This window comes from Cystobacter fuscus (assembly GCF_002305875.1).
GTDB lineage: Bacteria > Myxococcota > Myxococcia > Myxococcales > Myxococcaceae > Cystobacter > Cystobacter fuscus_A.
Map to the genome: position 1 here is coordinate 12,297,054 of NZ_CP022098.1, position 24,042 is coordinate 12,321,095.

The 24,042-nt window shown below is 70.1% G+C and carries 18 protein-coding genes; 11 read left to right on the top strand and 7 right to left on the bottom strand.

The genetic code is table 11. The features are described 5' to 3' along the window. The first annotated feature begins 68 nt into the window (after positions 1-68). Positions 69-1,475, top strand: a complete 1,407-nt coding sequence (locus CYFUS_RS49985; protein ID WP_157759127.1) for a Fic family protein — start codon at positions 69-71, stop codon at positions 1,473-1,475. Here CYFUS_RS49985 and CYFUS_RS49990 read toward each other — a convergent pair. From CYFUS_RS49990 to CYFUS_RS50005, 3 genes are all read right to left on the bottom strand, one after another. Further along, positions 1,472-5,638, bottom strand: coding sequence for an ankyrin repeat domain-containing protein (locus tag CYFUS_RS49990; RefSeq protein WP_198316420.1), 4,167 nt, complete (start codon positions 5,636-5,638; stop codon positions 1,472-1,474). The two genes, CYFUS_RS49985 and CYFUS_RS49990, sit on opposite strands and share 4 nt — an antisense overlap. A 228-nt stretch (positions 5,639-5,866) precedes the next feature. Next, positions 5,867-6,532, bottom strand: coding sequence for an Ig-like domain-containing protein (locus CYFUS_RS50000; protein WP_157759129.1), 666 nt, complete (start codon positions 6,530-6,532; stop codon positions 5,867-5,869). Positions 6,533-6,706: 174 nt separating this feature from the next. After that, on the bottom strand, positions 6,707-8,122 hold the full coding sequence (locus CYFUS_RS50005) for a hypothetical protein (RefSeq protein ID WP_095991680.1): 1,416 nt from the start codon (positions 8,120-8,122) through the stop codon (positions 6,707-6,709). Positions 8,123-8,277: 155 nt separating this feature from the next. On the opposite strand from CYFUS_RS50005, the gene CYFUS_RS50010 reads away from it, so the two are divergent. Genes CYFUS_RS50010 through CYFUS_RS50020 form a run of 3 tightly spaced genes read left to right on the top strand, consistent with a single transcriptional unit; the run spans position 8,278 to position 12,838 of the window. Then, on the top strand, positions 8,278-8,700 hold the full coding sequence (locus CYFUS_RS50010) for a hypothetical protein (RefSeq protein WP_095991681.1): 423 nt from the start codon (positions 8,278-8,280) through the stop codon (positions 8,698-8,700). Continuing rightward, positions 8,697-10,901, top strand: coding sequence for an ATPase domain-containing protein (locus CYFUS_RS50015; RefSeq protein WP_095991682.1), 2,205 nt, complete (start codon positions 8,697-8,699; stop codon positions 10,899-10,901). Before CYFUS_RS50010 ends, CYFUS_RS50015 begins: the two co-directional genes overlap by 4 nt. A 35-nt stretch (positions 10,902-10,936) precedes the next feature. After that, complete coding sequence (locus CYFUS_RS50020) at positions 10,937-12,838, top strand: GAF domain-containing sensor histidine kinase (protein ID WP_095991683.1); 1,902 nt, start codon at positions 10,937-10,939, stop codon at positions 12,836-12,838. Positions 12,839-12,856: 18 nt separating this feature from the next. Here CYFUS_RS50020 and CYFUS_RS50025 read toward each other — a convergent pair whose 3' ends face one another. From CYFUS_RS50025 to CYFUS_RS50035, 3 genes are all read right to left on the bottom strand, one after another. Further along, positions 12,857-13,660 carry a hypothetical protein gene (locus CYFUS_RS50025; RefSeq protein WP_095991684.1) on the bottom strand — a complete coding sequence of 268 codons (804 nt, stop codon included), beginning with the start codon at positions 13,658-13,660 and terminating at the stop codon, positions 12,857-12,859. A gap of 144 nt (positions 13,661-13,804) precedes the next feature. Then, on the bottom strand, positions 13,805-15,421 hold the full coding sequence (locus CYFUS_RS50030) for an NADP-dependent glyceraldehyde-3-phosphate dehydrogenase (RefSeq protein ID WP_095991685.1): 1,617 nt from the start codon (positions 15,419-15,421) through the stop codon (positions 13,805-13,807). A 477-nt stretch (positions 15,422-15,898) separates the two neighbouring features. Beyond that, the gene (locus tag CYFUS_RS50035) at positions 15,899-16,294 is read right to left on the bottom strand and encodes a hypothetical protein (protein ID WP_232537272.1); all 396 of its coding nucleotides are present in this window, start codon (positions 16,292-16,294) and stop codon (positions 15,899-15,901) included. A 282-nt stretch (positions 16,295-16,576) separates the two neighbouring features. Here CYFUS_RS50035 and CYFUS_RS50040 point away from each other — a divergent pair, with 282 nt between their 5' ends. Continuing rightward, complete coding sequence (locus CYFUS_RS50040; RefSeq protein ID WP_095991686.1) at positions 16,577-17,056, top strand: hypothetical protein; 480 nt, start codon at positions 16,577-16,579, stop codon at positions 17,054-17,056. Between the two features lie 3 nt (positions 17,057-17,059). Continuing rightward, positions 17,060-17,629 (top strand): hypothetical protein, encoded by a 570-nt coding sequence (locus CYFUS_RS50045; RefSeq protein ID WP_095991687.1) that lies wholly within the window; start codon positions 17,060-17,062, stop codon positions 17,627-17,629. 22 nt (positions 17,630-17,651) lie between these two features. Here the strand turns inward: CYFUS_RS50045 and CYFUS_RS50050 are convergent, their stop codons facing one another. Beyond that, positions 17,652-18,806 (bottom strand): MFS transporter, encoded by a 1,155-nt coding sequence (locus tag CYFUS_RS50050; RefSeq protein WP_232537273.1) that lies wholly within the window; start codon positions 18,804-18,806, stop codon positions 17,652-17,654. 174 nt (positions 18,807-18,980) lie between these two features. Here CYFUS_RS50050 and CYFUS_RS50055 point away from each other — a divergent pair, with 174 nt between their 5' ends. The 5 genes from CYFUS_RS50055 (at position 18,981) to egtD (ending at position 23,886) form a co-directional block, all read left to right on the top strand. Next, positions 18,981-19,391 (top strand): hypothetical protein, encoded by a 411-nt coding sequence (locus tag CYFUS_RS50055; RefSeq protein ID WP_157759130.1) that lies wholly within the window; start codon positions 18,981-18,983, stop codon positions 19,389-19,391. A gap of 132 nt (positions 19,392-19,523) precedes the next feature. Further along, positions 19,524-19,955 carry a CBS domain-containing protein gene (locus tag CYFUS_RS50060; RefSeq protein ID WP_095991690.1) on the top strand — a complete coding sequence of 144 codons (432 nt, stop codon included), beginning with the start codon at positions 19,524-19,526 and terminating at the stop codon, positions 19,953-19,955. 123 nt (positions 19,956-20,078) lie between these two features. Beyond that, positions 20,079-21,230, top strand: a complete 1,152-nt coding sequence (locus CYFUS_RS50065; protein WP_095991691.1) for a site-2 protease family protein — start codon at positions 20,079-20,081, stop codon at positions 21,228-21,230. Positions 21,231-21,535: 305 nt separating this feature from the next. Next, positions 21,536-22,864, top strand: a complete 1,329-nt coding sequence (gene egtB, locus CYFUS_RS50075; protein ID WP_198316421.1) for an ergothioneine biosynthesis protein EgtB — start codon at positions 21,536-21,538, stop codon at positions 22,862-22,864. Between the two features lie 5 nt (positions 22,865-22,869). Then, positions 22,870-23,886 (top strand): L-histidine N(alpha)-methyltransferase, encoded by a 1,017-nt coding sequence (gene egtD, locus CYFUS_RS50080; RefSeq protein ID WP_095991693.1) that lies wholly within the window; start codon positions 22,870-22,872, stop codon positions 23,884-23,886. Positions 23,887-24,042: the final 156 nt, after the last annotated feature.

Consider the following 24,042-nt stretch of genomic DNA (forward strand, 5'->3'; position numbering starts at 1 on the left):
AGGACTACCGCCTCGCTGTGCTTCCTCCGCACCAGACCTCCTCCTGGGCGCAAGTATCGAGCAAGCGCGTGCACCTCAGTGGGGGGCACGAGTTCGCGGTCTATCCGAGCGCCTACGACCCGGGCCCATCGCTCTTCGCCCACCTGGAGTTCGCCCTCAAGCATGAGGGGCTTTCCCTGGAGGTGCTCGCCGCGTTGTTCCGCGCGGTGGAGGGGACGTCTTTCGTGAACGACCTGTGCCGCCATATCCAGGAGCGGCCCACGGGGCAGTACACGCGCCGACTGTGGTTTCTCTACGAGTTCCTCATGGGACGCCAGTTGCCCCTGGAGGACGCGACCCAGGGCAACTACATCGAGTTGCTCGACCCTGAGCGCTATTACACGGCGGCTCCCGTGCGAAGCCGGCGACACCGGGTGCTCGACAATCTCCTGGGCAACGTGGACTTCTGTCCCATGGTGCGCCGCACGCCCACGCTCCAGGCGTTCGAGGCGAAACGGCTCGCCGAGGAGGCGAAGCGGATCGTGGCGTCCTACGACGAGGATGCCCTGCGCCGTGCCGTCAGCTACCTCTACACGAAGGAGACACGCTCCTCGTTCGACATCGAGCGGGAGAAGCCCAGCGAGGATCGTGCCGCGCGCTTCGTTTCCCTCTTGCGAGAGCTGCCCGACAGGACTTCTCTCGACAAGGCCGCACTGGTCCAGATGCAGAACGTGATCGTGGAGCCGCGCTTCGGGGAGCATGACTATCGCGAGGAGCAGAACTACGTCGGTGAATCCGTGGGAATGCGTCAGCGGATCCACTTCGTTCCGCCGCGTCCCGAGGACGTTCCCCGCTTGATGAGCGGACTGCTGTCCTGCCTGGAGCGGATGACGGCATCCCAGGTGGAGCCGATCGTCCATGCGGCCGCCATCTCCTTCGGTTTCGTCTTCGTCCACCCCTTCGAGGATGGAAATGGACGGCTCCACCGGCTGCTCATCCATTACATCCTGTCGCGTGCTGGTTTCACTCCCCAGGGGCTCGTCTTTCCCATCTCCGCCGTCATGTTGCAGAAACGGGGGGAGTACGATGCGTGCCTCGAGTCCTTCTCCAAGCCACTGATGACCCGGCTGAAGTACGAAACGGACGAGGCGTGGAGCCTCTCGGTGAAGGAAGAGACGGGCGGCTTCTACCGCTACAGCGACTTCACGCGGATGGCCGAGGATCTCTACCGCTGGACCGAGGAGACCATCCACACGGAGTTTCGCGAGGAGTTGGACTTCGTCGTCCGCTACCGAGAGGCCCGAGAGAAGATGGAGAACGTCGTCGAGATGTCGGACACGATGCGCAACCGCTTCGTCCAGTTCTGTCTCCAGAACGAAGGCCGGTTGTCGCCGACCAAGCGGAACAAGTACTTCAGCGCCCTCTCCGAGGACGAAGTGCGAGCCCTGGAGCAGATCGTCCAGGAGCACCTGCTACCCTTCGGGGCTCCCCGCTAACCCGGGCCCCGGCATCCGCCAGGTGTGGCACCCCGCTCCTCGAGCACTCTCACCACCTTGCGCCCCTCACGGTCCTCGCGCCCCCGCGCCAGATCCAACGGACGCACGCACTCCCGTGTCTCGGCGTCCAGCGGCGCGCCATGCCCCACGAGGTACTCCACCAGCCGCGCTCCCGCCCGCTCGGCCGCGCGATGCAGCAGCGTCCTCCCCTCGCCGTCCGCGAGCCGCACGTCCAACCGCCCCTGCTCCAACAGGACCGCCGACAACGCCTCGTCATCCTCGCTCACCGCGAGCCGCAGCAGCCACTCGAGGTTCTCCCGCGAGAGCGTGCTCCACTTGCGCATCGCCCAGTCGTGCAGGAGCGTGGAGGTGCCCGCCTCCGCCCCCGCGGCGAGCGCCGTGGACAGCCGCTCGAACGCGATGTCCGGTGGCACGCGCCCCTCATACAGCAGCCGCCGGGCCGCGTCCTGCTGTCCCTGGCCCAGCAACACCGCGAGCGCCTCGCCCGAGGGATCCGTCGCCCCCATCGCCAGGAACAGCTCCACCAGCCAGGGCCCACCCTCGCTCAACGCCAGGGTGAGCGCCGTGGGCCCCTCCCCGCTCTCCGCGCGGACGCTCGCCCCTCGTGACAACAGCCGCGCCGCCAGCGTCCAGGCGTGGGTCCGCAGCGCCAACACCAGGGCCGCGTCGAGCCGCGGCCCCTCCAGCTCGCGCGCCTCCAATCCCCGCTCGAGCAGTTCCCGCGCCAGTCCGTCCAGCTTCATGTCCACGGCGAGCCGCACCGGGGCGAAGGGGTCTCCCACCGAGGCCAGCGGCTTCACCCCGAACGAGAGCAGCGCCCGCGCCGCTGGCACATTCCCCGCTCGGAGCGCATGCGCGAGCACGTCCAGCCCCGCGCCATCCACCGCGTGCGGGTTCGCGCCCCGCCGCACCAGCACCTCGAGCGTCCGGGGATCCGCGCACCGCGTGAGCTGGACGAGCACGGGCCCCGTCCGCTCCGCCACCTCCGCGGTGGACAGCCCGGACAGAGCGGACTCCAACAGCGCGGGCGTGCCGCAGAAGCGCCGGGCGAGCTGCTCCACCACCTCCACCCGCTGCGCCACCGTCCACGCCGGCTGCCGGAGCAGCTCGCCCAGCGCCTGGAGCGTGTTGGCCCCCAGTTCCTCCAGGGGCTCGCCGGCGTTCAAACGCGCCTCGAGGAACGCGAGCACCGGAGCCACGCGGGCCGTGGCACCACGCGACAGGAAGAACCGGGCCACGTCGAAGTGCCCCCGGGAGACGGCCACGGTGAAGGGGGGATCCGGCTCCACCCGCGGCACGGTGGGATCTCCGAGCGGCGGGGGCGGCTCCAGGATGGCGCCATGCTCGAAGAGCCAGTCCGCCACCTCCACGCTGCCCGCGGTCCCCAGGAGCGGCGCGCCCGTGACGTCCTCGCCCAGCAGGTTCGCCCCCGTCTCCACATAGCGCCGCACGAGCGCGAGCTGCCCTCCCCGCACCGCCAGCGGGAAGTAGTCCAGATCCTCCTGGAGCCGCTTCCACACCTCGGGCCGCTGACGCTCCAGGTGCTCGAGGAACGTCCGCTCGCCCAGCGCCAGCGCCAGGCCCGCCAGCGACACCGCCCGGGGATGCTCCGGCGTCGCTCCCACGAGCCTGCGGGAATCCTTCTCCGCCGACAGCGTCAACGGCTCCGCGCCCCGATCCACCGCGAGCATCGCCACCGCGGGCCGCCCCGCGACGAGGGCGAGGCGCGCGCTCTCCTGGAGCAGCGCCCGGACCTCGCCCGGCGGGCTCCGATCGATCAGCAGCGCCACCGTGTCCCGAGCCCCCACCTCGGCGGCCTTCCACAGCAGGGCCTGCCGCCAGCCCTGGGCGAGCGGCTCCAGGTTGTCGAACAACCAGCGCACCACCTGCGTGCGGCCCCCCACGGCCGCCGCCAGGGCCAGCTCCGAGGAGAAGTCCTCCCCGGTGGGCTTCCAGTGGCCCAGCAGGGCGAGCGCCTCCCGCTCCTCGCCCCGCGAGAGCACGTGCCGCAGCGCCTTCGGCCAGCACGCGGCGCTCGTGGAGGACGCCTCCGCCCGCTCCAGCAGCAACAGGGCCGCCTCCGGATGGGGCTCGCACAGGACGAAGTCGAGCGCGGGCATTCCCGGCCGCGCGGGCTCCAGCGCGGAGGCCCTCGCCTCCAGGAGCCGGCGCAGCGTGGGCACGTCTCCGCGCCGCGCCGCGTAGCCCAGGGGCGTGATGCCCGTCCTGTCCTTCGCGCTCACCGCGAGCCCGAGCGACAGCAGCTTCTCCACCGCCGCGACGTTGCCCGCCGCCGCGGCGTAATGCAGCACCGAGCGGCCCGCCACGTCGGCCGGCCGCGCGTTCAGCTCCCGCCGGGTGAGGGCCTCGAGTCCATCTCCCCGCAGGACGCGCCACGCGAGCGCCGAGGGAGCGAGCAGCTCCGCCGCGGCATCCACGCTCGCGCCCGCCTCGAGCAGCGCGGGCAGCACCTCGAGCCGTCCCTCCCTCAGCGCGGCGCGCAGCTCGCCATTCCTCCGGGCCCGGGCGAGGAGGCGATCCCGCTCCGGCGAGGCCTCTCCCCCAGGCTCGCCCTGTCCCCACACCGCGCCGCGCTCGACGAACAACGCGGCCACACCGAGGTGACCCTCCTCGAGCGCCATCCGCAGCGGGGTGCCTCCCCGGGACGACCCGCGCGCGGGTTCCTCCGCCTCCAGCACCGCCCCCCGATCCAGCAACCACGCCGCGCTCTTCTCCGCGCCCCCGAGCGCGGCCCAGTGCAGCAGCGTGCGGGCCTCGCGCTGGCCGAGCAGGGACTTGAAGTCCGACGGGTTGCGCGCCGCCAGCGCCTCGAGCTCGGGGATCTCCTCCTTCAGGAGGGCGCGCACGTAGGGGGTATGATCGAACGCCCCCTCCCATTGGGAGAAGGACACCCCTTCGCGCCGCAAACGGACCTCCTCCGCGCGCTGCCCGGTCTCCGAGGCCCACCGCAAGAGGAAGCGCTCGTGCGCCCGCGTCAGGGCCTCCTTCACGGGCTCGGAGGTGGCTCGCGCGATGAAGTGCTCGCGCACGAGCAGCGCGCCCGAGGACACGAGCGCGTCGACCGTGGCGGCATGCCCTCCGCGCGCCGCCAACGAGAGGGCGCAATGGCCCGCCGCGCCCTCGGTGTTCACCTCCGCGCCCTGGCTGATCAACTCCCGCACCATCTCCACGCGGCCCTTCTGGGCGGCCAGCATGAGCGGAGTGCGGCTCATCGGCGTGCGGGCCTCCAGATCCACCCCCGCCTTGACGAGCGCGGTGGCCATCCGGGGCTCGGCGGTGAGGGCGGCGTAGTGCAAGAGCCCCAGGCCCCGCCCATCCACGGCGTCCCTCAGCCCCGGATCCTCCTTGAGCACCGCCGCGAGCCGCTTGCGATCATGGGTGAGCACCGCCAGGTGGGCGGGGCTGATGCGCAGCACATCCCACACCTCGGGAGCAGTGCCGGTGATCAGCCCCTTGAGCACCGCCCCCTCCCCCTGCTCGGCGGCGCGCTCCAGGAGGAAGTGCAGGTGGGCCGCGCGCAATGACCGGAGGATCTCCGGAGGCAGCGGCGAGGACAGCAGGGCCGGATCCTCCAGCGGCACCCCCGCGCGAACGAGCACCTGGACGCTCTCGGCATCTCCCAACTGCGCGGCCCGCACGAGCAGCCGCTCCGGCAGCGCTTCGAAGTCCTCGAGATCGGGAGCCAGCGTCAGCAGCTCGCTCACGATGCGCGGGCGGCGCAGCTCCAGGGCCTCGTGCAGGGCGGTGCGGCCCTGGGCATCCAGGCTCGTGGGCCGCGCGCCGTGCCGCACCAGCACGCGGATGACCGCGGCGGCGGCCCGGGGATCCTCGATGGTCATCGCCTGGGACAGCAGCGCGCGCCCATCGAGGTCCGCCTCCGCCCGCGCGACTCCGGCGCTCAGCAGGGCCTCCACGGACTCGGCATGCCCCGCCTGCACGGCGCGCAGCAACCATCGATCCCCCCGGGTGGCCAGCTTCTCCCGGACCTCCGGGGACGCGAGCGCCTGGGCGAGCTTCGCCTCATCTCCATTGTCGATCTCCCGCTCGACCGGGCTACGGCACCCGACGAGGGACAGGGACAGGGGAAGCACGAGCCGCCAGACGCGCGAGCCAGGATACATGGAGCTCAACATAGCGCGAGGCACGGCGCTCCACCCGTCCGCGCGGAAGGGAGAAGTGCACCACTGCTCGAATGCGCAGCGGCGGCCAGGACTTTCGCGCTTCAGCCCAGGAGCCGCCCGGTGGTGTCCCACACCGCGCGCCGGGTCGCCTCGTCCTCGGCGACCGCGGGCCAGGGCCGCTCCTCCTCCTCGACGAGCCAGCGGGCCCCCCGGGGGAAGTCCTCGCGCTCAGCGCACCGGGACGCGCCTGGCGGGCAGGGTGAGGCTGACGGTGGACGCGGCGCGCGCGTCGTCCAGGGGAATGCGCACCCACTCGGAGAGGGCGTGGTTGCCCACGTCGTCATAGACCTCGGCGCGCACCTCCAGGGGCCCGTCCGGGAGCGACTCCGTGGACACCTTGCAGGTGTAGGGGGGCTCGTGCGCGTCGCACAGATAGCGCTCCTCGGTGAGGAACTGCACCCAGGCGCCTCCTCGCGCGTGCTCGACGATGGCCGAGAGCGACAGCTTCCCCGACGACGTGGACCCCACCCCGAACGAGGACACGGTCACCGCGAGCGGCTCGCCCACGGTCACCGTCACCGGCGCCGAGGTGCTCGTGCGTCCCGAGGTGTCATACGCCCGGGCCGTCAGCGTGTGCTCGCCCCAGGCGATGCCCCGGGTGTTCCAGGTGAGCGAGTAGACGCCCCCAGGCAACGAGCCGATGAGCCGCGTGTCATCGAGCAGCACGTCCACCCGGGCGATGCGGCGCTCGTCACGGGCGGGGACGAAGACGTGGACGTTTCCTCCAAGCACCGCTCCGTCCTCCGGCCAGATGATGCTCACCTCGGCGGCGGAGTGCTCGGAGCCCGGAGCGGACACCGCCTGGAGCATGTCCCTCGCTCCAGAGAGTCCCATTCCAACGACTCCCAGGCAGGACACACCAGAGGCACACCACAACAAGCGACGAATCGATCCGGGTTTCATCTCGCGTCTCTGGAAGGAGAGGTCAGCGGCGGCAAGACGAAACATACAGAGCGCGTCTGACACTCGAGCCCTCCCCCACGGGCCCGATTCACGCAGCCCCACGGCTCAACGCCGGAGCTGGATCATTTGAAGGGTCCTGTCCTCCCCCTGCTCCTTGGGGACCAGCAGCTCCATCTGCAGCACGCGGCGCACCTTGGCGTTCTCGATCCACAGGAGGATCTTCCGCGGCTTCTTGTCCTCGGTGCGCTCGAGCAGCTCGACCTTGAAGCAGGGGATCTGCTTCTTCAGGTTGCCCAGGCCCGAGACCACGCCCGCGAAGGGGACCGAGATCTCCCAGGTGGTGACGGGCTTGCCCGTGTCCAGCCCCTCCGGCTCGAGCACCTCGAGGCTTCCCGTGAATCCCTGCCCCAGGGGCAGCGTGGTGAGGGCGAGCTCCAGGGGAGCGCCCGGAAACAGCAGCGGCTTGTCGCCCACGGGCTGATCGAACTTCGCCGGGGTGGCGCCCTTGCGCTCGCCGCGCAGCGCTCCGTCGACGAGTTCCAGGAGCATCGAGGCCTTGCCGGGAGACCGGCCCTCCCACCGGTAGGGCAGCAGGGTCTTCGTGTCCACCCAGTAGCGGTTCTCGACCTTGCCCGCGGGAGTGCTGCTCGTGTCGGTGATGACGAACGCGTTGCGTTTCTTGTCGCGCTTGCGCGCGGTGCTGCGCTGGATGGTGCCCACCGTGAAGCTCCAGGGCAGCACGCCTTCGGGCAGCTTCTCCTGGATGCTCTGGTACTGGAACGCTCCCGGCTTGAGCAGCGACGATTGGAGCAGCGTCAACGTGGCGAGCGCGACGGGGGATGGGGTGGGGCTCACCACCGCGGGAGGAGTAGAGGCCACGGCGGGCGGAGTGGAGGCCACGGTGGGCGGGGGTGGGGTGAGGCTCTCGGCGGCGGGGTTGGCTGCCACGGCGGGCGGGGTCGCCACGACGGACGGAGGCGCCACGGGCGGCGCGGACGGCCCCTCCACGCGCAAGGAGTTCACGAACTGCTGGAGCACCGCCTCGGGGGGAAGCGTCTCGCCACCCACCTCGATGTCCACGAGCTGCGCGCCGACGAGCACCAGCCGCCCCGCCGATCGGTACGTCGAGCCATCGATGGACTCGAACCGGTAGTCGAGCGCGGGGAAGGCGCCCACGAGCAGGGGCTCCTGGCGCTTGATCTCGAAGCCCCCCTCCTCCGCGTTCCGGTCCAGCTGGAGCTGGAGGTACGCGGCGGGCGTGCCCTCGACGTCCGCCTTCCCGTACGACACGCGCAAGAGCCATCCGTCCGTGGGGTCCTCATAGCGGCAGTCCGACAGCTCGGGGTTCGTGTCGCACGTGGGCTCGGAGGGGAACTCGATGCTGAAGCGTCCTCCCGAGGGACTCACCCTGCGTGCCGGGGTCTCGGAAGAAGGTTCGGAGGGAGCGGCCGCGCAGCACAAGATGGACAGGCCCATCGACACACTCGCGTGTGCCAGGCCTCGCCAGGAAGAGATGAGCATGCGCCGGTGTCTATCATGGCCCGGCACCCTCCCGCCCCCCGGGGCCCTCGCTCCCGACCCACCAGGGTATGTGACACGAGGTCTTCCCAGAGGTGGACATCGCCCCACGCCCCCATGTAAGGCAAAGGTGCATTCGCGCCATCCCCCGTTCCCCCATGCCCGATCGGAACATCCACGAAGAGGCCATCACCGCATGGCGCGCGGACTGGACGGGGACCCTGGCGCCACCCGCGTTACTGGACCTCTTCGAGCGCGCCCTGGACGCGCTCTGGCATCGCGCGCACATGAGCTTGGGAGAGATGACCCTGATGGCCATCGTGGATCGGGTGCTCCACCAGGGCGGCGAGAAGTTTCCCCACCTCTCGCTGCTCAAGGTCGAAACGAGCGGCGTGCACTTCGGTGAGCTGCGTCATGCCATCCGTGACCTCGATGGCGCGCTGCTCGAGGACTCGCTCGTGTTCCTGGTGTACGAGCTGCTGCGGGTGTTCGGCACGCTCACGGGGGAGATCCTCACCCCGGGCCTCCACGCGGAGTTGCGCAAGGTGCGGGTGCCAGCGTCGCAGGGAGGAAAGCCATGAGCGGCCCCGCTGAACCCTTCTCGCTTCCCCGGCTGCAGACGGGCATTCCCAACCTGGATGCCATCTTCCACGGCGGCGTGCCCAAGGGCGTCATCTCCGTCATCGCCGGCCCCCCGGGCTCGGGCAAGACGACCCTCACCCAGCAGATGTGCTTCCACCACGCCGCCCAGGGGGGCCGCGTCCTCTACTTCAACACCCTCTCCGAGCCCACCGCCAAGACGCTGCTCTACCTGCGGCCCTTCGCCTTCTTCGATCCGACGCTGCTCGAGGAGCACATCCGCTTCGTCGACCTGGGCCTGAGCCTGCGCACCAAGGGGCTCGAGCTGACGAGCAACCTGCTCATCGAGCAGCTCAAGCTGTTCAAGCCCACCATGGTGGTCATCGACAGCTTCAAGGTCTTCGATGACCTGGCCCAGTCCGCCGAGGAGCTGCGCAAGTTCACCTACGAGCTCACCGTGCGGCTGATGGCCTGGGAGTGCACCACCTTCCTGCTCGGGGAGTACAGCTCCGAGCAGTTCGAGCACCCGGCCTACTCCGCCATCGACGGCATCATCACCGTCAAGCAGCACCACCTCTCCGGCGAGCGGCAGCGGATGCTGCAAGTCATCAAGATGCGCGGCACCTCGCACAGCCATGACGAGCACCCCTTCGTCATCACCTCGGCGGGCATCGAGGTGTACGCCCCGAGCATCACCCTGCAGCGCGTGCGCCGGGACGCGTCGGGCGCGGAGGGCATCCGCCGGATGAAGACCGGCATCTCCAAGCTCGATGCGCTGCTGGGCGAGGGCATCCCGCTGGGCTCGAGCATCATCGTGTCGGGCGTGGCGGGTACCGGCAAGACGGTGCTGGGGCTGGAGTTCGTCTACCGGGGCGCCCGGGAGCTCGGCCACAAGGGCCTCTTCTTCTCCTTCGAGGAGACCGAGGCGCGCCTGCGCGACACCGCCCGGGGGCTCGGCTGGGAGCTGGACCGGGAGATCGACCGGGGCATGGTGCAGATCGTCTTCATCCCCCAGCCCGACATCCTCGTGGACCGGGACCTGATGGAGCTGCAGCGGCGCGTGGAGACGTTCGGAGCCCAGCGCGTGGTGCTCGACTCCATGTCCGTCTTCCTCCACAAGATCGAGGACCGGAGAATCACCCGGGACAAGGTGTTCTGGCTGGCCAACATCATCCAGAACCAGAACGCGGTGGGCCTCTTCGCCAACGACCTGCCCGCCGGCACTCAGCAGCACAGCCGCTTCGGAGTGGAGGAGACGGTGATGGACGGGCTCATCCTCCTGTGGGCGGAGGCCCAGGGGCTCGAGCGCCATCGCTATGTCGAGGTGCACAAGCTGCGCAACACCGCGCACGCCTCCGGCCGGCACTCCATCACCATCGGCGCCGGGGGCATCCAGGTCTTCCCGCGCCTGGACGAAGTGCCCCGCCTGGAGTCCCCCGCCCCCACCTCGCGGCGCAAGGAGCGGGTGCCCACGGGAGTGCCGCAGCTCGACGCGCTGCTCGGCGGAGGGCTGCTGGACGGCAGCGTCACCCTGCTGTCGGGCAGCCCTGGCACCGGCAAGAGCACCCTCGGCGTCCAGTTCGTGCTCGAGGCGGCCCGCCACCAGGAGCGCGCGCTCTACATCACCCTCGAGGAGGGCACCCATCAGCTCATCCAGGACGCCGAGTCCCTGGGACTGCCGCTGGGCGAGGCCGTCTCCACCGGGAAGGTGGAGATCCTCTACCTGCCGCGCGAGCACCTGCACGCCTCGCGCTTCCTGAGCATGGTGGAGCAGAAGATCCAGGAGCTGCGGCCCACCCGGCTGGTGCTCGACAGCGCGAGCGACATCGAGGTGCTCGGGTTCATCTCCGAGGAGCTGCGGCGGCTGCTCTACGGGCTCGTGCTGCGCCTGCGCACGCTCGGGGTGACGAGCCTCTTCACCGTCGAGGCCCGCTCGCTCTTCATCACCGACACCCTCAGCGAGCGCGGCCTGTCGCCCCTGGCCGACAACATCTTCATGCTGCGCTACCTCCAGGAGGGGGCGGGGCTGGTGCCGGTGCTCACGGTGGTGAAGACCCGAGGCAGTGACCATGTCCGCTCCAGCCACCGCATCCTCTTCGAGCAGGGCGGTCTGAAATTGGGTGGCCAGTTCGAGGCGCCGACCCCATCTTCAGGGACGAGGAGCCAACACCGCCTGGGCCTCAAGTGGAGACGCCACAAGTAGGGTCCCGCGCCAGGAGTCCTGGCAGGAGTCACCCCATGGAGGAATCGAGCCCCGCCCCCGAGGTTCCACCCGACGACTCCCCCCAGCCCCCCTGGAGGGACGCCCGGCCCGGCACGCCCTCGGTCTTCCGCGAGCTGGAGCACGCCCGGCGGCACCTGGGCTATCTCTATGAGATCAGCAAGCTGCTCAGCGGCTTCGAGAACGTGGAGCACACGTTCCCCCGGTTGATGGCGCTGGCCACCCAGGTGCTGCCCGTGCGAACCGCCTTGCTGCTCGAGGGCGTGGATGCCGACGGCCAGACGTGCCCGGACCGCCCCGGCCTCACGGCCTGGCGGGCCAACGACGTGACGGACGCGCAGTGGGCCGGAGCCCTGGAGCAGGCGCTCGCCCGCCATGGCTATCTGGTGGGCGTGAGCGGGGTGCGGCCCCAGAGCGGAGCGATGGGGACACCAAGCGGTCCGGAGGAGCGGGACGCGCACCAGCCCCGCGTGACGCCGACGCTCGTGAGCCTGCCACTGGCGGCCAAGGGCCACGCCTTCGGCTCGCTCCACATGGAGGTGGCGGGGGTGCTGGCCGAGGAGGGGCTCGCGTTCATCGACGCGGTGGCCAACCAGCTCGCCACGGCCCTGGACCGTGCCCATGCGCTGCGGCGCGAGGTGTGCCTGCGCGAGCGCGCGGAGGCGAGCGAGCGCGCCCAGCGCGAGCTGCTCGAGCGCGAGCAGCGAGCGCGCCAGGAGCGGGAGAAGGCCCATCGGCGCCAGGCCTTCCTCGCCGAGGCGGGCGCGTTGCTCTCCCAGTCGCTCGACTACCGCGCGTCACTTCCCGGGCTGGCGCGCCTGCTGGTGCCCACGTGGGCCGACTGCTGCGTCATCGACCTGTTCGCCTGTGAGGACAGGGACGCGTGCGGCACCGAGCGCATCGCCCTGGTGGCCACCGAGCCACCGGACCCGGCCCGGGAGGGCACGCCCTTCGCCTCCCGGACCGTCACGGAGCACCCCTGGGTGGCCATGCAACCCACCCTCGAGAACCTGACGGAGCCGCCCACGGCGGTGGAGCGGGCCGAGTGGTCCGGGTTTCCCTCCAACCTGCGCCTGCGCATCCAGGCGCGCGGCCGGACGCTCGGGGTGTTGAGCCTCATCGCCGCCCAGCCCGGGTGCCATGAGGCCGCCGACGTGGCGCTCTTCGAGGCGCTCGCCCAGCGCATCGCGGCGGCGGTGGACACCGCGCATCTCTACGCGCGAGCCCAGGAGGCGGTGCGCTGGCGCGACGAGCTGCTCGCCGTCGTCTCCCACGACATCAAGACGCCCCTGCTCGTGGTGAGGCTCAACGCGGAGCTCCTCCTCACGGCCATCCAGGAGCGCACGCCCCACCCGCGCCAGGAGAGCCTCATGAAGTCCATCCTCCACTCGGCCGAGCACATGCGCGAGCTCATCGGGGGCTTGTTGGATCGCTCGCGGCTGCACGGGGGGCCCCTGCCGCTCACCCTCGAGCCGCTGCCGGTGAGGGAGCTCATCGAGCAGGCGCTCCAGGTGCTGGAGCCGCTCGCCCGGAGCAGGGCCCTGAAGCTGCGGGTGGCGGTGAGTCCCGAGGCGAGACCCGTGAAGGCCGACCGGGAGCGGGTGCTTCAGGTACTCATCAACCTGGTGGGCAATGCCCTCAAGTTCACGCCCCCGGGGGGCACCATCACCTTGAGGGTCAAGCCGGTGGACGGGAGGGTGCGCTTCTCGGTGAAGGACAACGGGCCGGGAGTGTCGCCCGCGGACCTGCCGCACCTCTTCGAGCGCTTCTGGCGCTCGGCGAGCGCGTCCGAGCGGGGCACGGGGCTCGGACTGAACATCGTGAAGACGCTGGTGGAGGCGCACGGCGGCACCGTCTGGGCCGAGTCACGGCTCGGCGCGGGCAGCACCTTCTTCTTCACCCTGCCCGTGGCCGACTGAGGGCGTGGGTAGCGGCGCTCACTGCCGCCCCAGCGCCCGGTCCCACGCGTACAGCCACCTGTTCACCGCGAAGCGGCAGGCGCTGAGAGACTCGAACTCCTCTGGACGGAGCGCATCGAGGCGCTCGCACAGGAAGTCCGGGTCATTGAGCACCTCGCGGTGTTGGAGATCGGTGTTCATCCGCACCACGCTGGGAATCACCCGGAGCACGGCCTGCGTACACTCCTCCCGAGTCGCACGAGCCATGCGCTCCACTGTCAGCGTCAGGTGCTCGCGCACCGAGGTGGAGCATCCGGGGCACCACGCCTCCAGCGTCACGCCGTAGATGTACGCGATGAGTTCATCGAGCGTGTGGTGGGTGTCGGGCTCCCTGTACGCGTAGCGTGGGCCCTGGAGCACGTCCCAGAAGCGCAACAGCGCCGCGAACCGTCTGGCCATGCGCTGCGCGCTCCGCGGCGGGGGAGGAGACACGGCATGGTAGAGCGCCCCCCACGGGGTGCTCAGACAGAAAGACTCGAAGGCCGCCTCCATGCGCTGGCGCTCCTCTTTCGGGACGCCCTCATCCAAGTGGGTGAAGACGTCGATGAACATGTGAATCCGCCAGCGGGGGTGGGGGATGGCGTCGAACACGGCCCCCGAGATCATCTCCAGAAGCTCGCCAGGCGGCACCTGGAGCATCCGCCGGGGCCGGCTGAAGCCACCCGACTCGAGGTACTCCCGGGCCCACCTGCGGCCCTCGGCGCTCACCTGGCGGCGAACGGCACCGATAGAACCGTGGAGCATCGCGGGGAACTCGAGCACCGGGGACGGGACCGTGGTCATGGCCTCGGCCCTACCATGGAGGTCAAGTGCGCTTCAAGCGCCAGGACCCGCGCGCGCCTCCCGTCTCGGGGTCAGACCTCGCGAGGAAACAGCAAGGGCTGACATGCCGAGCACGGGAGGCGGTGGGCTTCGCGGCCCAAGCGCCTAGAAGAGGAAGTCGGTGGTGAGGAAGTCCGACTCGCGGCGCGTGAGGATGGACTGCACCAGGCTGGTGTTCTCCTTCGTCGTCTTCGCCGCCACGAGCGTGCGGATGGAGAACACGCGCAGCGCGTCCGCCACCGACAGCGTGCCCTCGGCCGAGTCCTTGCGCCCATTGAAGGGGAACGTGTCCGGCCCACGCTGGCACTGGCAGTTGAGGTTGATGCGGCCCACCTGGTTGGCGAACGCGTCGATGAACCGCCCGATGCGCGCCGAGTCCTGTCCGAACAGGCTCAACTGCTGCCCGAACTGCGACTCGACCACGTAGCGCACCGCCTCCTCGTCCTCGTCGAACACCATCACCGGTATCACCGGGCCGAACTGCTCCTCCGACGCCAGCCGCATGTCGCGCGTCACCGGGTACACCACCGCGGGGAAGAAGAACGACTGGTTCACCTGTCCTCCCAGCTCGTTCACCACCTTCGCCCCCTTGCCCACCGCGTCGTCCACCAGACCCTTCAGGTAGTCCGTCTTCCCCGGCTCGGGCAGCGGCGTGAGCGCCACCCCCGGCGTCCACGGCATGCCCGGCTTGAGCTTGTCCACCGCCGCGCTGAAGCGCTCGAGGAAGGGTTTGACCACCTTGCGGTGCACCAGCAGCACCTTGAGCGCCGTGCACCGCTGCCCGTTGAAGGACAGCGTGCCCGTGATGCACTCCTTCACCGTGTTGTCGAGGTCCGCGTCGTCCAGGATGATCGCCGGGTTCTTCGCGTCCAGCCCCAGCACCGACTTGAGGCGGTGCGGACGCGGGTGCATGCGCTTGAGCTCGCTGGCGCCCTTGTTGGTACCGATGAACGCGAACAAGTCCACCTCGCCGCTCTCCATCAGCGCGCCCACCGTCTCGCGGCCCCGGCCGTAGATGATGTTGATGACGCCCGGCGGGAAGCAGTCGCGGAACGCCTCGAGCAGCGGACGGATGAGCAGCACGCCGAACTTCGCCGGCTTGAAGATGACCGCGTTGCCCATCAGCAGCGCGGGAAACAGCGTGCTGAAGGTCTCGTTCAGCGGGTAGTTGTACGGCCCCATGCACAGCGCCACGCCGATGGGCGCCCGGCGGATCTGCGCCATGATGCCCTGCTCCTGCACGAAGCGCGACGAGGTCCGGTCCAACTCCTTGAGCGCGCGGATCGTCTCGACGATGAGATCGATCGTCCGGTCGAACTCCTTCTCCGAGTCGCCCTGCGTCTTGCCGATCTCCCACATCAAGAGGTTCACCACCGCGGTGCGCTGCGCGCGCATGGCCACGAGGAAGCGCTCGACGTGCTCGATGCGCTCGGCCACGCGCATGGACGGCCACGCGCCCCGGCCATGGTCATACGCCTTCACCGCCGCCCGCAGCGCCTCGAGCGACTCCTGGGAGGTGAGCAGCGGCGTGGCGCCAATCACCTTCTGCTCCACGCCCCGGGCCGTCTTCACGAAGACCGGGCTGCGCACCGGGTTGAGATCTCCCCCCCACACGCGCAGCTCGCCTCCAACGAGGTACTCGCGCTGCTCCACATACGCGGGCAGCCGCACGCCGGCGGGAATCTGTTCTTCGGAGGGAAAGAGCTCATCGAGGGTCGTCATGGGGGAATCCTTTCTGGGGCCACAATCTACGGCCCTGCCCCCTTCCGCGCTCCTCAAGTTGAGCCCTCGCGCGCGGCCATTCCCCCCTCCGGCTCTGGTACCGCTGGAGATTTTCAGCCCGTCCCCTTGGACCCCCAAGCAGGACGACGAGCGGTGCGAGCCCTCCCACGCCCACGGCATGCCATGGGCCACCGGCCGCCCTGCCCCGTCTCCATTCCCAAGAGTCGAGGAGGCACGTGGAGAGCATCGCCACGGGCATCGAGGCTCGAGACCGGGCGTCGGGGCCCAAGCTGTTGCCCAACATCGCCCCACGATCAGCCAGGTGCGGCTGGCGCAGCGGGCGCCGGTGCGCACCGCGCTGGAGCACATTCCACCGGGGACCCAGTGGGTCGCGGGGAGAACCGCGACGGTGCGGATCGGCCACCGGCCTCCTCCCCCGAGGCCCAACACTCCGGTGGAGGCCCGCCGATGAAGCGGCTACTCGGCGTCGTCTCCCATCCATTCCGCCGTCCGCAACTCTTCTGGAAGAGGTCGATCAATCAGCGTCTGCCTTCCGGGCAGCTGAACGACCATGAAGCCCTTGCCGGCGATCTTGATGCGTTCCTTGTGCTCGGCCTTTCCACTGGCGAGCCATGCGTCCGCTTCTTCTCGCGTCGCGAACTCATGGGACACTTCGACCGTGAAGGAGGTGTCCACGCAGCTTTTGCGAAACCTGGCGAACGCCTCCTCCTTGTCGCGGAGGCGGACAAAGAGCAACGCGAGCTGCGCCAGTTTTGTCGCTTCCCGCTCCTTCGAACCCTCCGCATAGCTCTCGATGACGGAATTCAGGACGCCGAGCATCTCTTCGAAATCGAAGTTTGGGATATCTGCCATGTTGTCACCCAGCCCGCTGGGATGCCACGAGGGCGAGAAGAAAGGTAGACCGGCGAAGTAGAATGTTCAACGTGGCGCAATCTGACCTACCAGAACGGGTTGGAAGCCGCCAGCCGGCCTGCCCTACCCCGAGCTGATGTTCCCTGGTTGATGGAGGGAATCCCGGCAGGTAGGCATGGATGGAGATACGCTCGACATCTGCGCTACCGTGGTGGGTGCTTCATCAAGCATTCCTTTCCGAGCCGAGGTAGTGCCGTGGGCCATTCAAGGCGACTGGCGCGGATGTTCTGGTTCCTGCCGCTGCTCGTACTGTCCTCGGGGTGTGTCACGGGCGGTACGGTGAACTGGGTCGAAGGGGGGGTCAGGCCGAGCCACTTCAAGTTCAAGGACGTTGTCCCGCAGCGCGGCAAGGGAGCAGGAGGTTGGCGCGCGGCATGTCTTCATGTTGGCATTTTGAGGGACACGACCGAGGAACTGGTCTACTGCAAATTCGGCGTTGAAGTGCCCATTGAGAATGAAAAGCAGGGATTCATTCCTGTCAGTGAGGCACAGAGTCGCGCGGCACGCTGCGCCAACGAGGCGGCCTGGACAACGCTCATGGCGGCCACGCCGACAACGCCCATCGGTATCGCGTGCCAGCAGTTCAAGACGCTTTACGGTCTGACTCTCGGCGAGGTCATATCCGGGTCGCGCGTCACTCCGGCCTGCTATCCAGGGGTCACGCCCGTCATCCTCACCCCTCGCACTTCGCTCCCCAGGTGAGCCATGTCCCTCTCTCGTGAGCAGTTGGTTTCAATCGCGAAGAGCTACTGGTCTTCAAATGATGACCCGCACTCGCGACAGGAGATCAGCCCCGAGGCGGAGCGGCTCCATGCGAGATGGGAGCAGGAGCTTCAGAAGATCAATCGGTGGTGGGCATTCCTCGAGGGCCTCGAAAAGGAATTGCCTGGGTTCTCCATCGGCGATGCCACGGCCACCCCCGATGCGTGTTTCCGTTGCGTGGCCTATCCCGAGGGCGCTCCCCTGCCAGCCCTTCGCTGGGTGGTCGTCGGTTGCGTCAGCATCCTCGCCCCCGTCTACACCGTCTATGGCGTGCAATTCGACCACGGCGAGACAACGCGGTCTCTCAGGAAGGTGGAGTTCGATCCTCGCCGGCCCGAGATACGCGCGCCCGCCGAGGTCATCGCCAGGAGGATCGAGGCGGCGTTCGGATTCAGCGCGCTCCCGCGCGAGATCGCCGAGACACCCGTCTCCCTGTTCGTGCAGTGGAAGCAGCCTCCAGAGACGACGCTGTTCCACGCACTCTTCACCAACGAGCCTGGAAGCCTGCCTTGAGCCGGTGGAGGAAACCCACGTGTCAGGCCGGCCGGCGGCTGCCCAGCACCGCCACGCCCAGGCCCAGCATCGCGATGAGGGTGAACGAGCCGCGCAGGGTGGCCACGCCCGCCACCAGCCCGATGAGCGGCGGGCCCACCAGGAAGCCCAGAAAGCCGATGGAGGACACCGCCGCCAGCGCGGCCCCCGGGGACATGGTGCGCGAGCGGCCCGCCGCCCCGTACACCAGCGGCACCACGCTCGACACGCCCAGCCCCACCAGCATGAAGCCCGCGAGCGCCGTGGGCAGCCGCGGCAGCAGCACCGCCAGCGCGAGCCCCAACGCGATGAGCACGCCGCTCGTCTGGAACACCCGCCGCAGCCCGAAGCGCCGCGTGAGCTCGTCCGCGAGGAAGCGCCCCGACGCCATCATCGCCATGAACGCCGCGTAGCCCGCCCCCACCCAGTCCGGCTCCGCCCCCACCACGCGCGCGAAGTACACCCCGCTCCAGTCGAACATGGCGCCCTCGCAGATCATGCAGCAGAAGGCCATGACGCCCAGGCCCAGCAGCTCCCGGTCCGGCATCACGAACACCCGCTGCCCGGCGCCCTCGTCCGGTGCGTCCGCGAGCAGGAAGCGCGAGCACGCGGCGAGCACCGCCAGCATGAACAGCCCCATGCCCAGGAAGTGCGGCAGCGGCGCCACCCCCGCGCCAATCATCCCCGCGCCAATGCCCGCGGCGACGAAGCCCGCCAGGCTCCACAGCCCGTGGAAGGACGCCATCACCGAGCGCCCATAGAGCGCCTCCACCCCCACCGCCTGCGTGTTCACCGAGATGTTCACCACGTTGCCGGTGAAGCCAAACACGAACAGCACGCCGAGCAGCACCGGCAGCGAGCCCACGAAGCCCAGCCCCACGAGCCCCGCCGCGTAGACGACGAGCGCGGTGAGCGCCACCAGCGCGCTGCCCTTGCGCGACACCCACCAGCCCGCCGCCGGCAGCGCCGCCATGGACCCGGCCGGCAGCGCCAACAGCACCAGCCCCAGCGCCGCCTCGCTCAGGCCCAGGCGCTGCTGGATGCTCGGGATGCGCGAGGCCCAGCTCGCGAAACACACACCCTGGAGGAAGAACAACGCGCCGGCCGCCATGCGGTGGACGTGGCGCGGATAACCCGTTTCCGTACCCTGGAGAATCATCTCGCGCCCTGGCGTGACACGCCCCGCGCGCGATTGCAACCACCCCCCCGTCGTCAGCACCCGTCAGCGGGAAACCCACCCCCTCCGTGGGGACGCCAAGCACTCTCCCATCCCAAGCAATGTCAGACACCGCGTGTAGGGTGTCTCCATCAGAAGACGGCCACGGGGTGTGACATGAGCTGGATTGTCTATTTGATGGGCGCTGCGGGCTTCGACTCGGTGCGAGACTTCCCCGAGGGCTGGTCCCCCCCGCCGCTCGGGCCCCGCGAGAGCGTCATCCGCCGGCTGCTCGAGGTGCTGCCCACGGCCGTCTTCCCCCACCCCGCCGAGGGCAGCTACCACGGCGAGGACTTCTCGCTCACCTTCGACCTGGGCCCCTGGGAGCCCACGCCCCGCGTGCGGCTCATCGTCCACGGCACCGGCGAGGACGCGCTGGACGTGCTCGGCCGGGTGGCCGAGGCGCTCGACGCGCGGGCGCTCGACACGGGCCTGGGCGACTTCATGCGCTTCCACAAGGATCCCACCACCGGACGGCACGTCTGGCGGGATGCTCCCCGGCCGGAATCCGGGTGGGCTCCGGCCTGAGGGCCCCTCCGCCTGGAGGCTCTCCAGGAGGGGCGCCCGGGTGGAGTTGCCCCTGGGGACAGGGCCCCCCACGGTTGCCATGGAACGCGGACGGTGCCCGGCCCCTGGCCGAGGCACCCACGAGGAGCGGCCATGGCCCAGACAATCCGTGAAGTGATGACCCGCGACGTGGAAGTCATCGGTCCCCAGGACACGCTGCGTGACGCGGCCGAGAAGATGCGCAGTCTCAACGTGGGTGCCCTGCCCGTGTGTGCGGGAGAGCGCGTGGTGGGCATGATCACCGACCGCGACATCGTCGTGCGCGCCATTGCCCTCGGCATGGACTCGGCCAGCACGTCGGTGGAGGACGCGATGACGGGCAACGTGCAGTTCTGCTTCGAGGACGACGACGCCATGGGCGTGCTCGCCCGGATGCGGGACATGCAGGTGCGCCGCATCATCGTGGTGAACGAGGAGGAGCGTCTGGTGGGCATCGTGTCGCTGGGCGACCTGTCCCAGACGATCAGCGAGCGGCGCGTGGGCGAGGCCCTGGAGGGCATCTCCGAGCCGACCCCGAGCGTCTGAGCGCCCTCCGGGGCGAGTGCCCGGCCGCCTCCCCGCCCTCCGGCCGGGAGGCGGTCCCATCTCCGTCCGCCTGGATGTTTTCCCGTTTCCCGGGGGCCACCTTCAGCGGGACGGAGGTGCAACGTGCGTGGAAACATCCAGGTCTTCACCCTGAAGGGCATCCCCATCCGGGTGCACTTCTCCTTCCTGCTCATCCTCCCGTTGCTCGCGTGGAGCTTCGGGCAGTCGTTCCAACTGGCGGCGCGCGCGGCGGACGTGCCCCCCGAGCGGCTGTCGGGGCCGCCGCTCCTGTGGGGGCTGGGCGTCGCCGTGGCGCTCTTCCTGTCGGTGCTGCTGCACGAGCTCGCCCACTCCGTCTACGCGCTGCGCAAGGGCGGCGAGGTGAGCGACATCCGGCTGATGATGATTGGCGGCGTGTCCAACATCACCCGCATGCCCGACGGCTCGCGGAACGAGGCGCTCATGGCGCTCGCCGGGCCCGTGACGAGCCTGCTGCTCGGCGCGCTGGCGTTGTTCGCCCACCACCTGCTCGCGGACACGCGCTCCTTCAACCTGAGCTTCGCCGTCTTCTACCTGGGCTCGCTCAACATCTTCCTGGGCTTGTTCAACCTGCTGCCCGCCTTCCCCATGGACGGAGGGAGGATCCTGCGCGCGCTGCTCACCGGGTGGCTCGGGCGGGTGCGGGCCACGCGCGTGGCGGGCTGGGTGGGCCAGGGCTTCGCGCTGCTCTTCGGCCTGTACGGCATCGTCACCGGCAACCTCGTGCTGCTCTTCATCGCCTTCTTCGTCTTCATGGGCGCGGCGGCCGAGTCGCGCCAGGTGCTGCTCCAGTCGAAACTGGCCGACGTGCCCGTGCGCGAGCTGATGGGGCCGCGCACCGCCACGGTGGAGGCGGCGGCGAGCCTGCGCGAGCTGACGGAGCTGCTCTATGGCGAGCGGCTGCGGGCCGCGCCCGTGGTGGAGCAGGGGCGCGTGGTGGGGCTCGTCACGGTGGAGGCGCTGCGGCAGGTGCCCGTGGAGAAGCTGGCGAGCATGGCCGTGCGCGAGCTGAGCGAGCCGGTGCCCGTGCTCACCCCGGACTCCACCGCTTGGGAGGCCATCGAGGAGATGGGAAAGCGGCAGATGCCCCAGCTTCCCGTCACCCAGGACGGGGCGCTCGTGGGCATCATCTCCCAGGACGACATCCTGCGCGGGCTGGAGCTCAAGGAACTCAAGGAGTCGCGCCGCCAGGGGCCGTGGAACCTCGGGGGCCGCGGGCACGAGTCGCCCACCTGAGTTCCAGGTGGGGAGGTGGGCCGGACTCCGCTCCGCGCGACCGGAGCGGAGCGGCTCACCGGAACGCATCGACGATCCAGACGTCGGCCGTGGAGAAGTCGAGCATGGCGGCATCTGGAGGCGAGTCCGGCCGCTTGGCCATCTTGCCCCTGCTCACCCGGACCACCCCGCACAGGGGAATCTCGTCCTGCGTTCGCGGCCGCGCATCCGCGCGCCGCGCACTGTGTGGCGCACCACACCCCCGGACGAGTCCCACCGGGAGACACTCCCCGACCCACCCCGCCGCTCCCTAGCTTGGGCGCACCATGTCCCCATCCGTCGAAGTCCCGGCCCATGAGCCGGCTCCGCCCTCCGAGTGGAAGGGCCGGGCCATGGCGGAGCTCACCGAGGCGCGCGCGCGCCTCCTGCGCATGCTCGAGCGCCTGGGCGAGGCGGAGCTCGTCGCGCAGCACTCGCCCCTCATGTCCCCCATCGTCTGGGACGTGGCCCACGTGGCCAACTACGAGGAGCAGTGGCTCTTGCGCGCGCTCGGCGCCCCCGCCCTCACCGACCCGGACGTGGACTCCCTCTATGACGCCTTGCGCCACCCGCGCGCCACCCGCGTCCACCTGCCCCTGCTCTCCCCCGCCCAGGCGCTCGCCTACGCGGCACGGGTGCGCGAGGCCTCGCTCGCGTGGCTGCGCGAGTTACCCGAGGACTCGGGCGCGCCACTGCTGCGTGGCGGCTTCGTCTTCGGCATGGTGGCCCAGCACGAGCAGCAGCACCTGGAGACGATCGCCGCCACGCTGCAACTCATGACGGCGCGCGACTGGCGGCCCACCGCGCTCGCGCGCCCCCGTCCCGGCCGGGCCGCTCAGCACGAGGTGTTCCTCCCCGGCGGCCCGGTGCGCCTGGGCAGCGACGCGCCCTGGGCCTACGACAACGAGCGCCCGGCGCACACCGCGCACGTGGAGGACTTCTTCCTGGACTCGCACCCGGTGACGAACGGGGACTACGCCGTCTTCGTCGCCGCGGGAGGCTACGAGGACGCGCGCTGGTGGACGCCCGAGGGCTCCGCCTGGGTGCGGCAGGAGGGCGCGCGCCACCCGCTCTTCTGGCTGCCCCAAGCGGGGGGACACTGGCGGCGGCGCTTCGGGTGGGAGGAGCCCCTGCCCCCGGACGAGCCCGTGCAGCACGTGAGCTGGTACGAGGCGGACGCCTACGCGCGCTGGGCCGGCAAGCGCCTGCCCACCGAGGCCGAGTGGGAGCGCGCCGCGTCGGGACTCGCCCCCGCCTCGCGCGCCTTCCCCTGGGGGGACTCGCCCCCGCGCGCCGACCAGGCCACGCTCGGCGGGGACACCTGGGGCCCCAGCCCCGTGGGCTCCTTCCCCGCCGGCGCCACCCCCGAGGGCGTCCACGGGCTGCTCGGCGATGTGTGGGAGTGGACGTCCAGCACTTTCGGCGGGTACTTGGGGTTCCAAGCGTTCCCCTACCGTGAATATTCGGAGGAGTTCTTCGGGACGGAGTACCGGGTGCTCAAGGGGGGCTCGTGGGCCACGGCGCCAGTGGCCGCGCGCAACAGCTTCCGCAACTGGGACTACCCCCTGCGCCGGCACATCTTCACCGGCTTCCGGTGCGCACGCGACGCGAGGTGAGACACATGGCGGCAGGCAAGGGCAGGCAGCGGTGGGAGGCGGGGCAGCCGGCGGTGACGATGCAGGTGCACGTGCGGCCGGGAGACGCGCGGCGCATGCTGCGCACGGAGGTGCTCGAGGGGCTGTGCGTGGAGGGGCGGCAGAAGGAGCTGTCCCCCAAGTGGCTCTACGACGAGCGCGGCAGCCAGCTCTTCGACGACATCACCCGCCTGCCCGAGTACTACCCCACGCGGCGCGAGCGGGAAATCCTCCGGGAGCACGCGCGGGACATCGCGCGCGCGTGCGCGGCCCACACGCTCGTGGAGCTGGGCAGTGGCAGCAGCGAGAAGACGCGGCTGCTGCTCGACGCGCTCCGGGAGGAGGGCGGCCTCGAGCGCTTCGTCCCCTTCGACGTGAGCGAGTCCTTCCTGCGCCAGTCGGCCGAGGCGGTGGCGCGCGACTACCCCGGGCTGCACGTGCACGCGGTGGTGGGGGACTTCGAGCGACACCTGGGGCGCTGGCCGCGCGAGGGCCGCACGCTGGTGGCCTTCCTCGGCGGCACCATCGGCAACCTCAAGCCCGCCGAGCGCGCACGCTTCTACGCCCGGCTCGCCGAGGGGATGGAGCCGGGGGACGGCCTGCTGGTGGGGACGGATCTGCTCAAGAGCCGCTCGCGGCTGTTCGCGGCGTACAACGATCGGGCGGGGGTGACGGCGGCCTTCAACCGCAACGTCCTGCGGGTGCTCAACCACGAGCTCCAGGCGGACTTCGACCCCGAGGCCTTCGAGCACCTGGCGCCCTTCGACGAGGAGAACCAGTGGGTGGAGATGAGGCTCATCTCCACCCGGGCCCAGGCGGTGCGGCTGCCGGCGCTCGAGCGCTTCGTGAACTTCGCCGAGGGCGAGGTGCTGCGCACGGAGGTGAGCTGCAAGTTCCACCCCGCGCGGGTGGAGGAGGAGCTGGCGGCGGCGGGCCTCGAGCGCGTGGGGTACTGGACGGACGCGGCGGGAGACTTCGCCTTGTCGCTCGCACGCAAACACTGAGCACCCGGCGCCCAAGCGCGCACCGGCCAACACTCGGCGGCCTCGGGGCGGCTGGGACCGTCCGGCGACGAACATCCGCGCCATGCGTCACGGGGGGGGAGGGCCCACGCCTACCTCCGAATGCGTCATACCTTTGCACGAACGGTCCAGCCTTTG

What these genes read in the sequence shown, in the direction of transcription:
- CYFUS_RS49990 (WP_198316420.1), bottom strand. Translation starts at nt 5,638, where the DNA reads ATGTATCCTGGCTCGCGCGTCTGGCGGCTCGTGCTTCCCCTGTCCCTG.
- CYFUS_RS50000 (WP_157759129.1), bottom strand. Translation starts at nt 6,532, where the DNA reads ATGGGACTCTCTGGAGCGAGGGACATGCTCCAGGCGGTGTCCGCTCCG.
- CYFUS_RS50005 (WP_095991680.1), bottom strand. Translation starts at nt 8,122, where the DNA reads ATGCTCATCTCTTCCTGGCGAGGCCTGGCACACGCGAGTGTGTCGATG.
- CYFUS_RS50010 (WP_095991681.1), top strand. Translation starts at nt 8,278, where the DNA reads ATGCCCGATCGGAACATCCACGAAGAGGCCATCACCGCATGGCGCGCG.
- CYFUS_RS50015 (WP_095991682.1), top strand. Translation starts at nt 8,697, where the DNA reads ATGAGCGGCCCCGCTGAACCCTTCTCGCTTCCCCGGCTGCAGACGGGC.
- CYFUS_RS50020 (WP_095991683.1), top strand. Translation starts at nt 10,937, where the DNA reads ATGGAGGAATCGAGCCCCGCCCCCGAGGTTCCACCCGACGACTCCCCC.
- CYFUS_RS50025 (WP_095991684.1), bottom strand. Translation starts at nt 13,660, where the DNA reads ATGACCACGGTCCCGTCCCCGGTGCTCGAGTTCCCCGCGATGCTCCAC.
- CYFUS_RS50030 (WP_095991685.1), bottom strand. Translation starts at nt 15,421, where the DNA reads ATGACGACCCTCGATGAGCTCTTTCCCTCCGAAGAACAGATTCCCGCC.
- CYFUS_RS50035 (WP_232537272.1), bottom strand. Translation starts at nt 16,294, where the DNA reads ATGGCAGATATCCCAAACTTCGATTTCGAAGAGATGCTCGGCGTCCTG.
- CYFUS_RS50040 (WP_095991686.1), top strand. Translation starts at nt 16,577, where the DNA reads ATGTTCTGGTTCCTGCCGCTGCTCGTACTGTCCTCGGGGTGTGTCACG.
- CYFUS_RS50045 (WP_095991687.1), top strand. Translation starts at nt 17,060, where the DNA reads ATGTCCCTCTCTCGTGAGCAGTTGGTTTCAATCGCGAAGAGCTACTGG.
- CYFUS_RS50050 (WP_232537273.1), bottom strand. Translation starts at nt 18,806, where the DNA reads ATGATTCTCCAGGGTACGGAAACGGGTTATCCGCGCCACGTCCACCGC.
- CYFUS_RS50055 (WP_157759130.1), top strand. Translation starts at nt 18,981, where the DNA reads ATGAGCTGGATTGTCTATTTGATGGGCGCTGCGGGCTTCGACTCGGTG.
- CYFUS_RS50060 (WP_095991690.1), top strand. Translation starts at nt 19,524, where the DNA reads ATGGCCCAGACAATCCGTGAAGTGATGACCCGCGACGTGGAAGTCATC.
- egtB (WP_198316421.1), top strand. Translation starts at nt 21,536, where the DNA reads ATGTCCCCATCCGTCGAAGTCCCGGCCCATGAGCCGGCTCCGCCCTCC.
- egtD (WP_095991693.1), top strand. Translation starts at nt 22,870, where the DNA reads ATGGCGGCAGGCAAGGGCAGGCAGCGGTGGGAGGCGGGGCAGCCGGCG.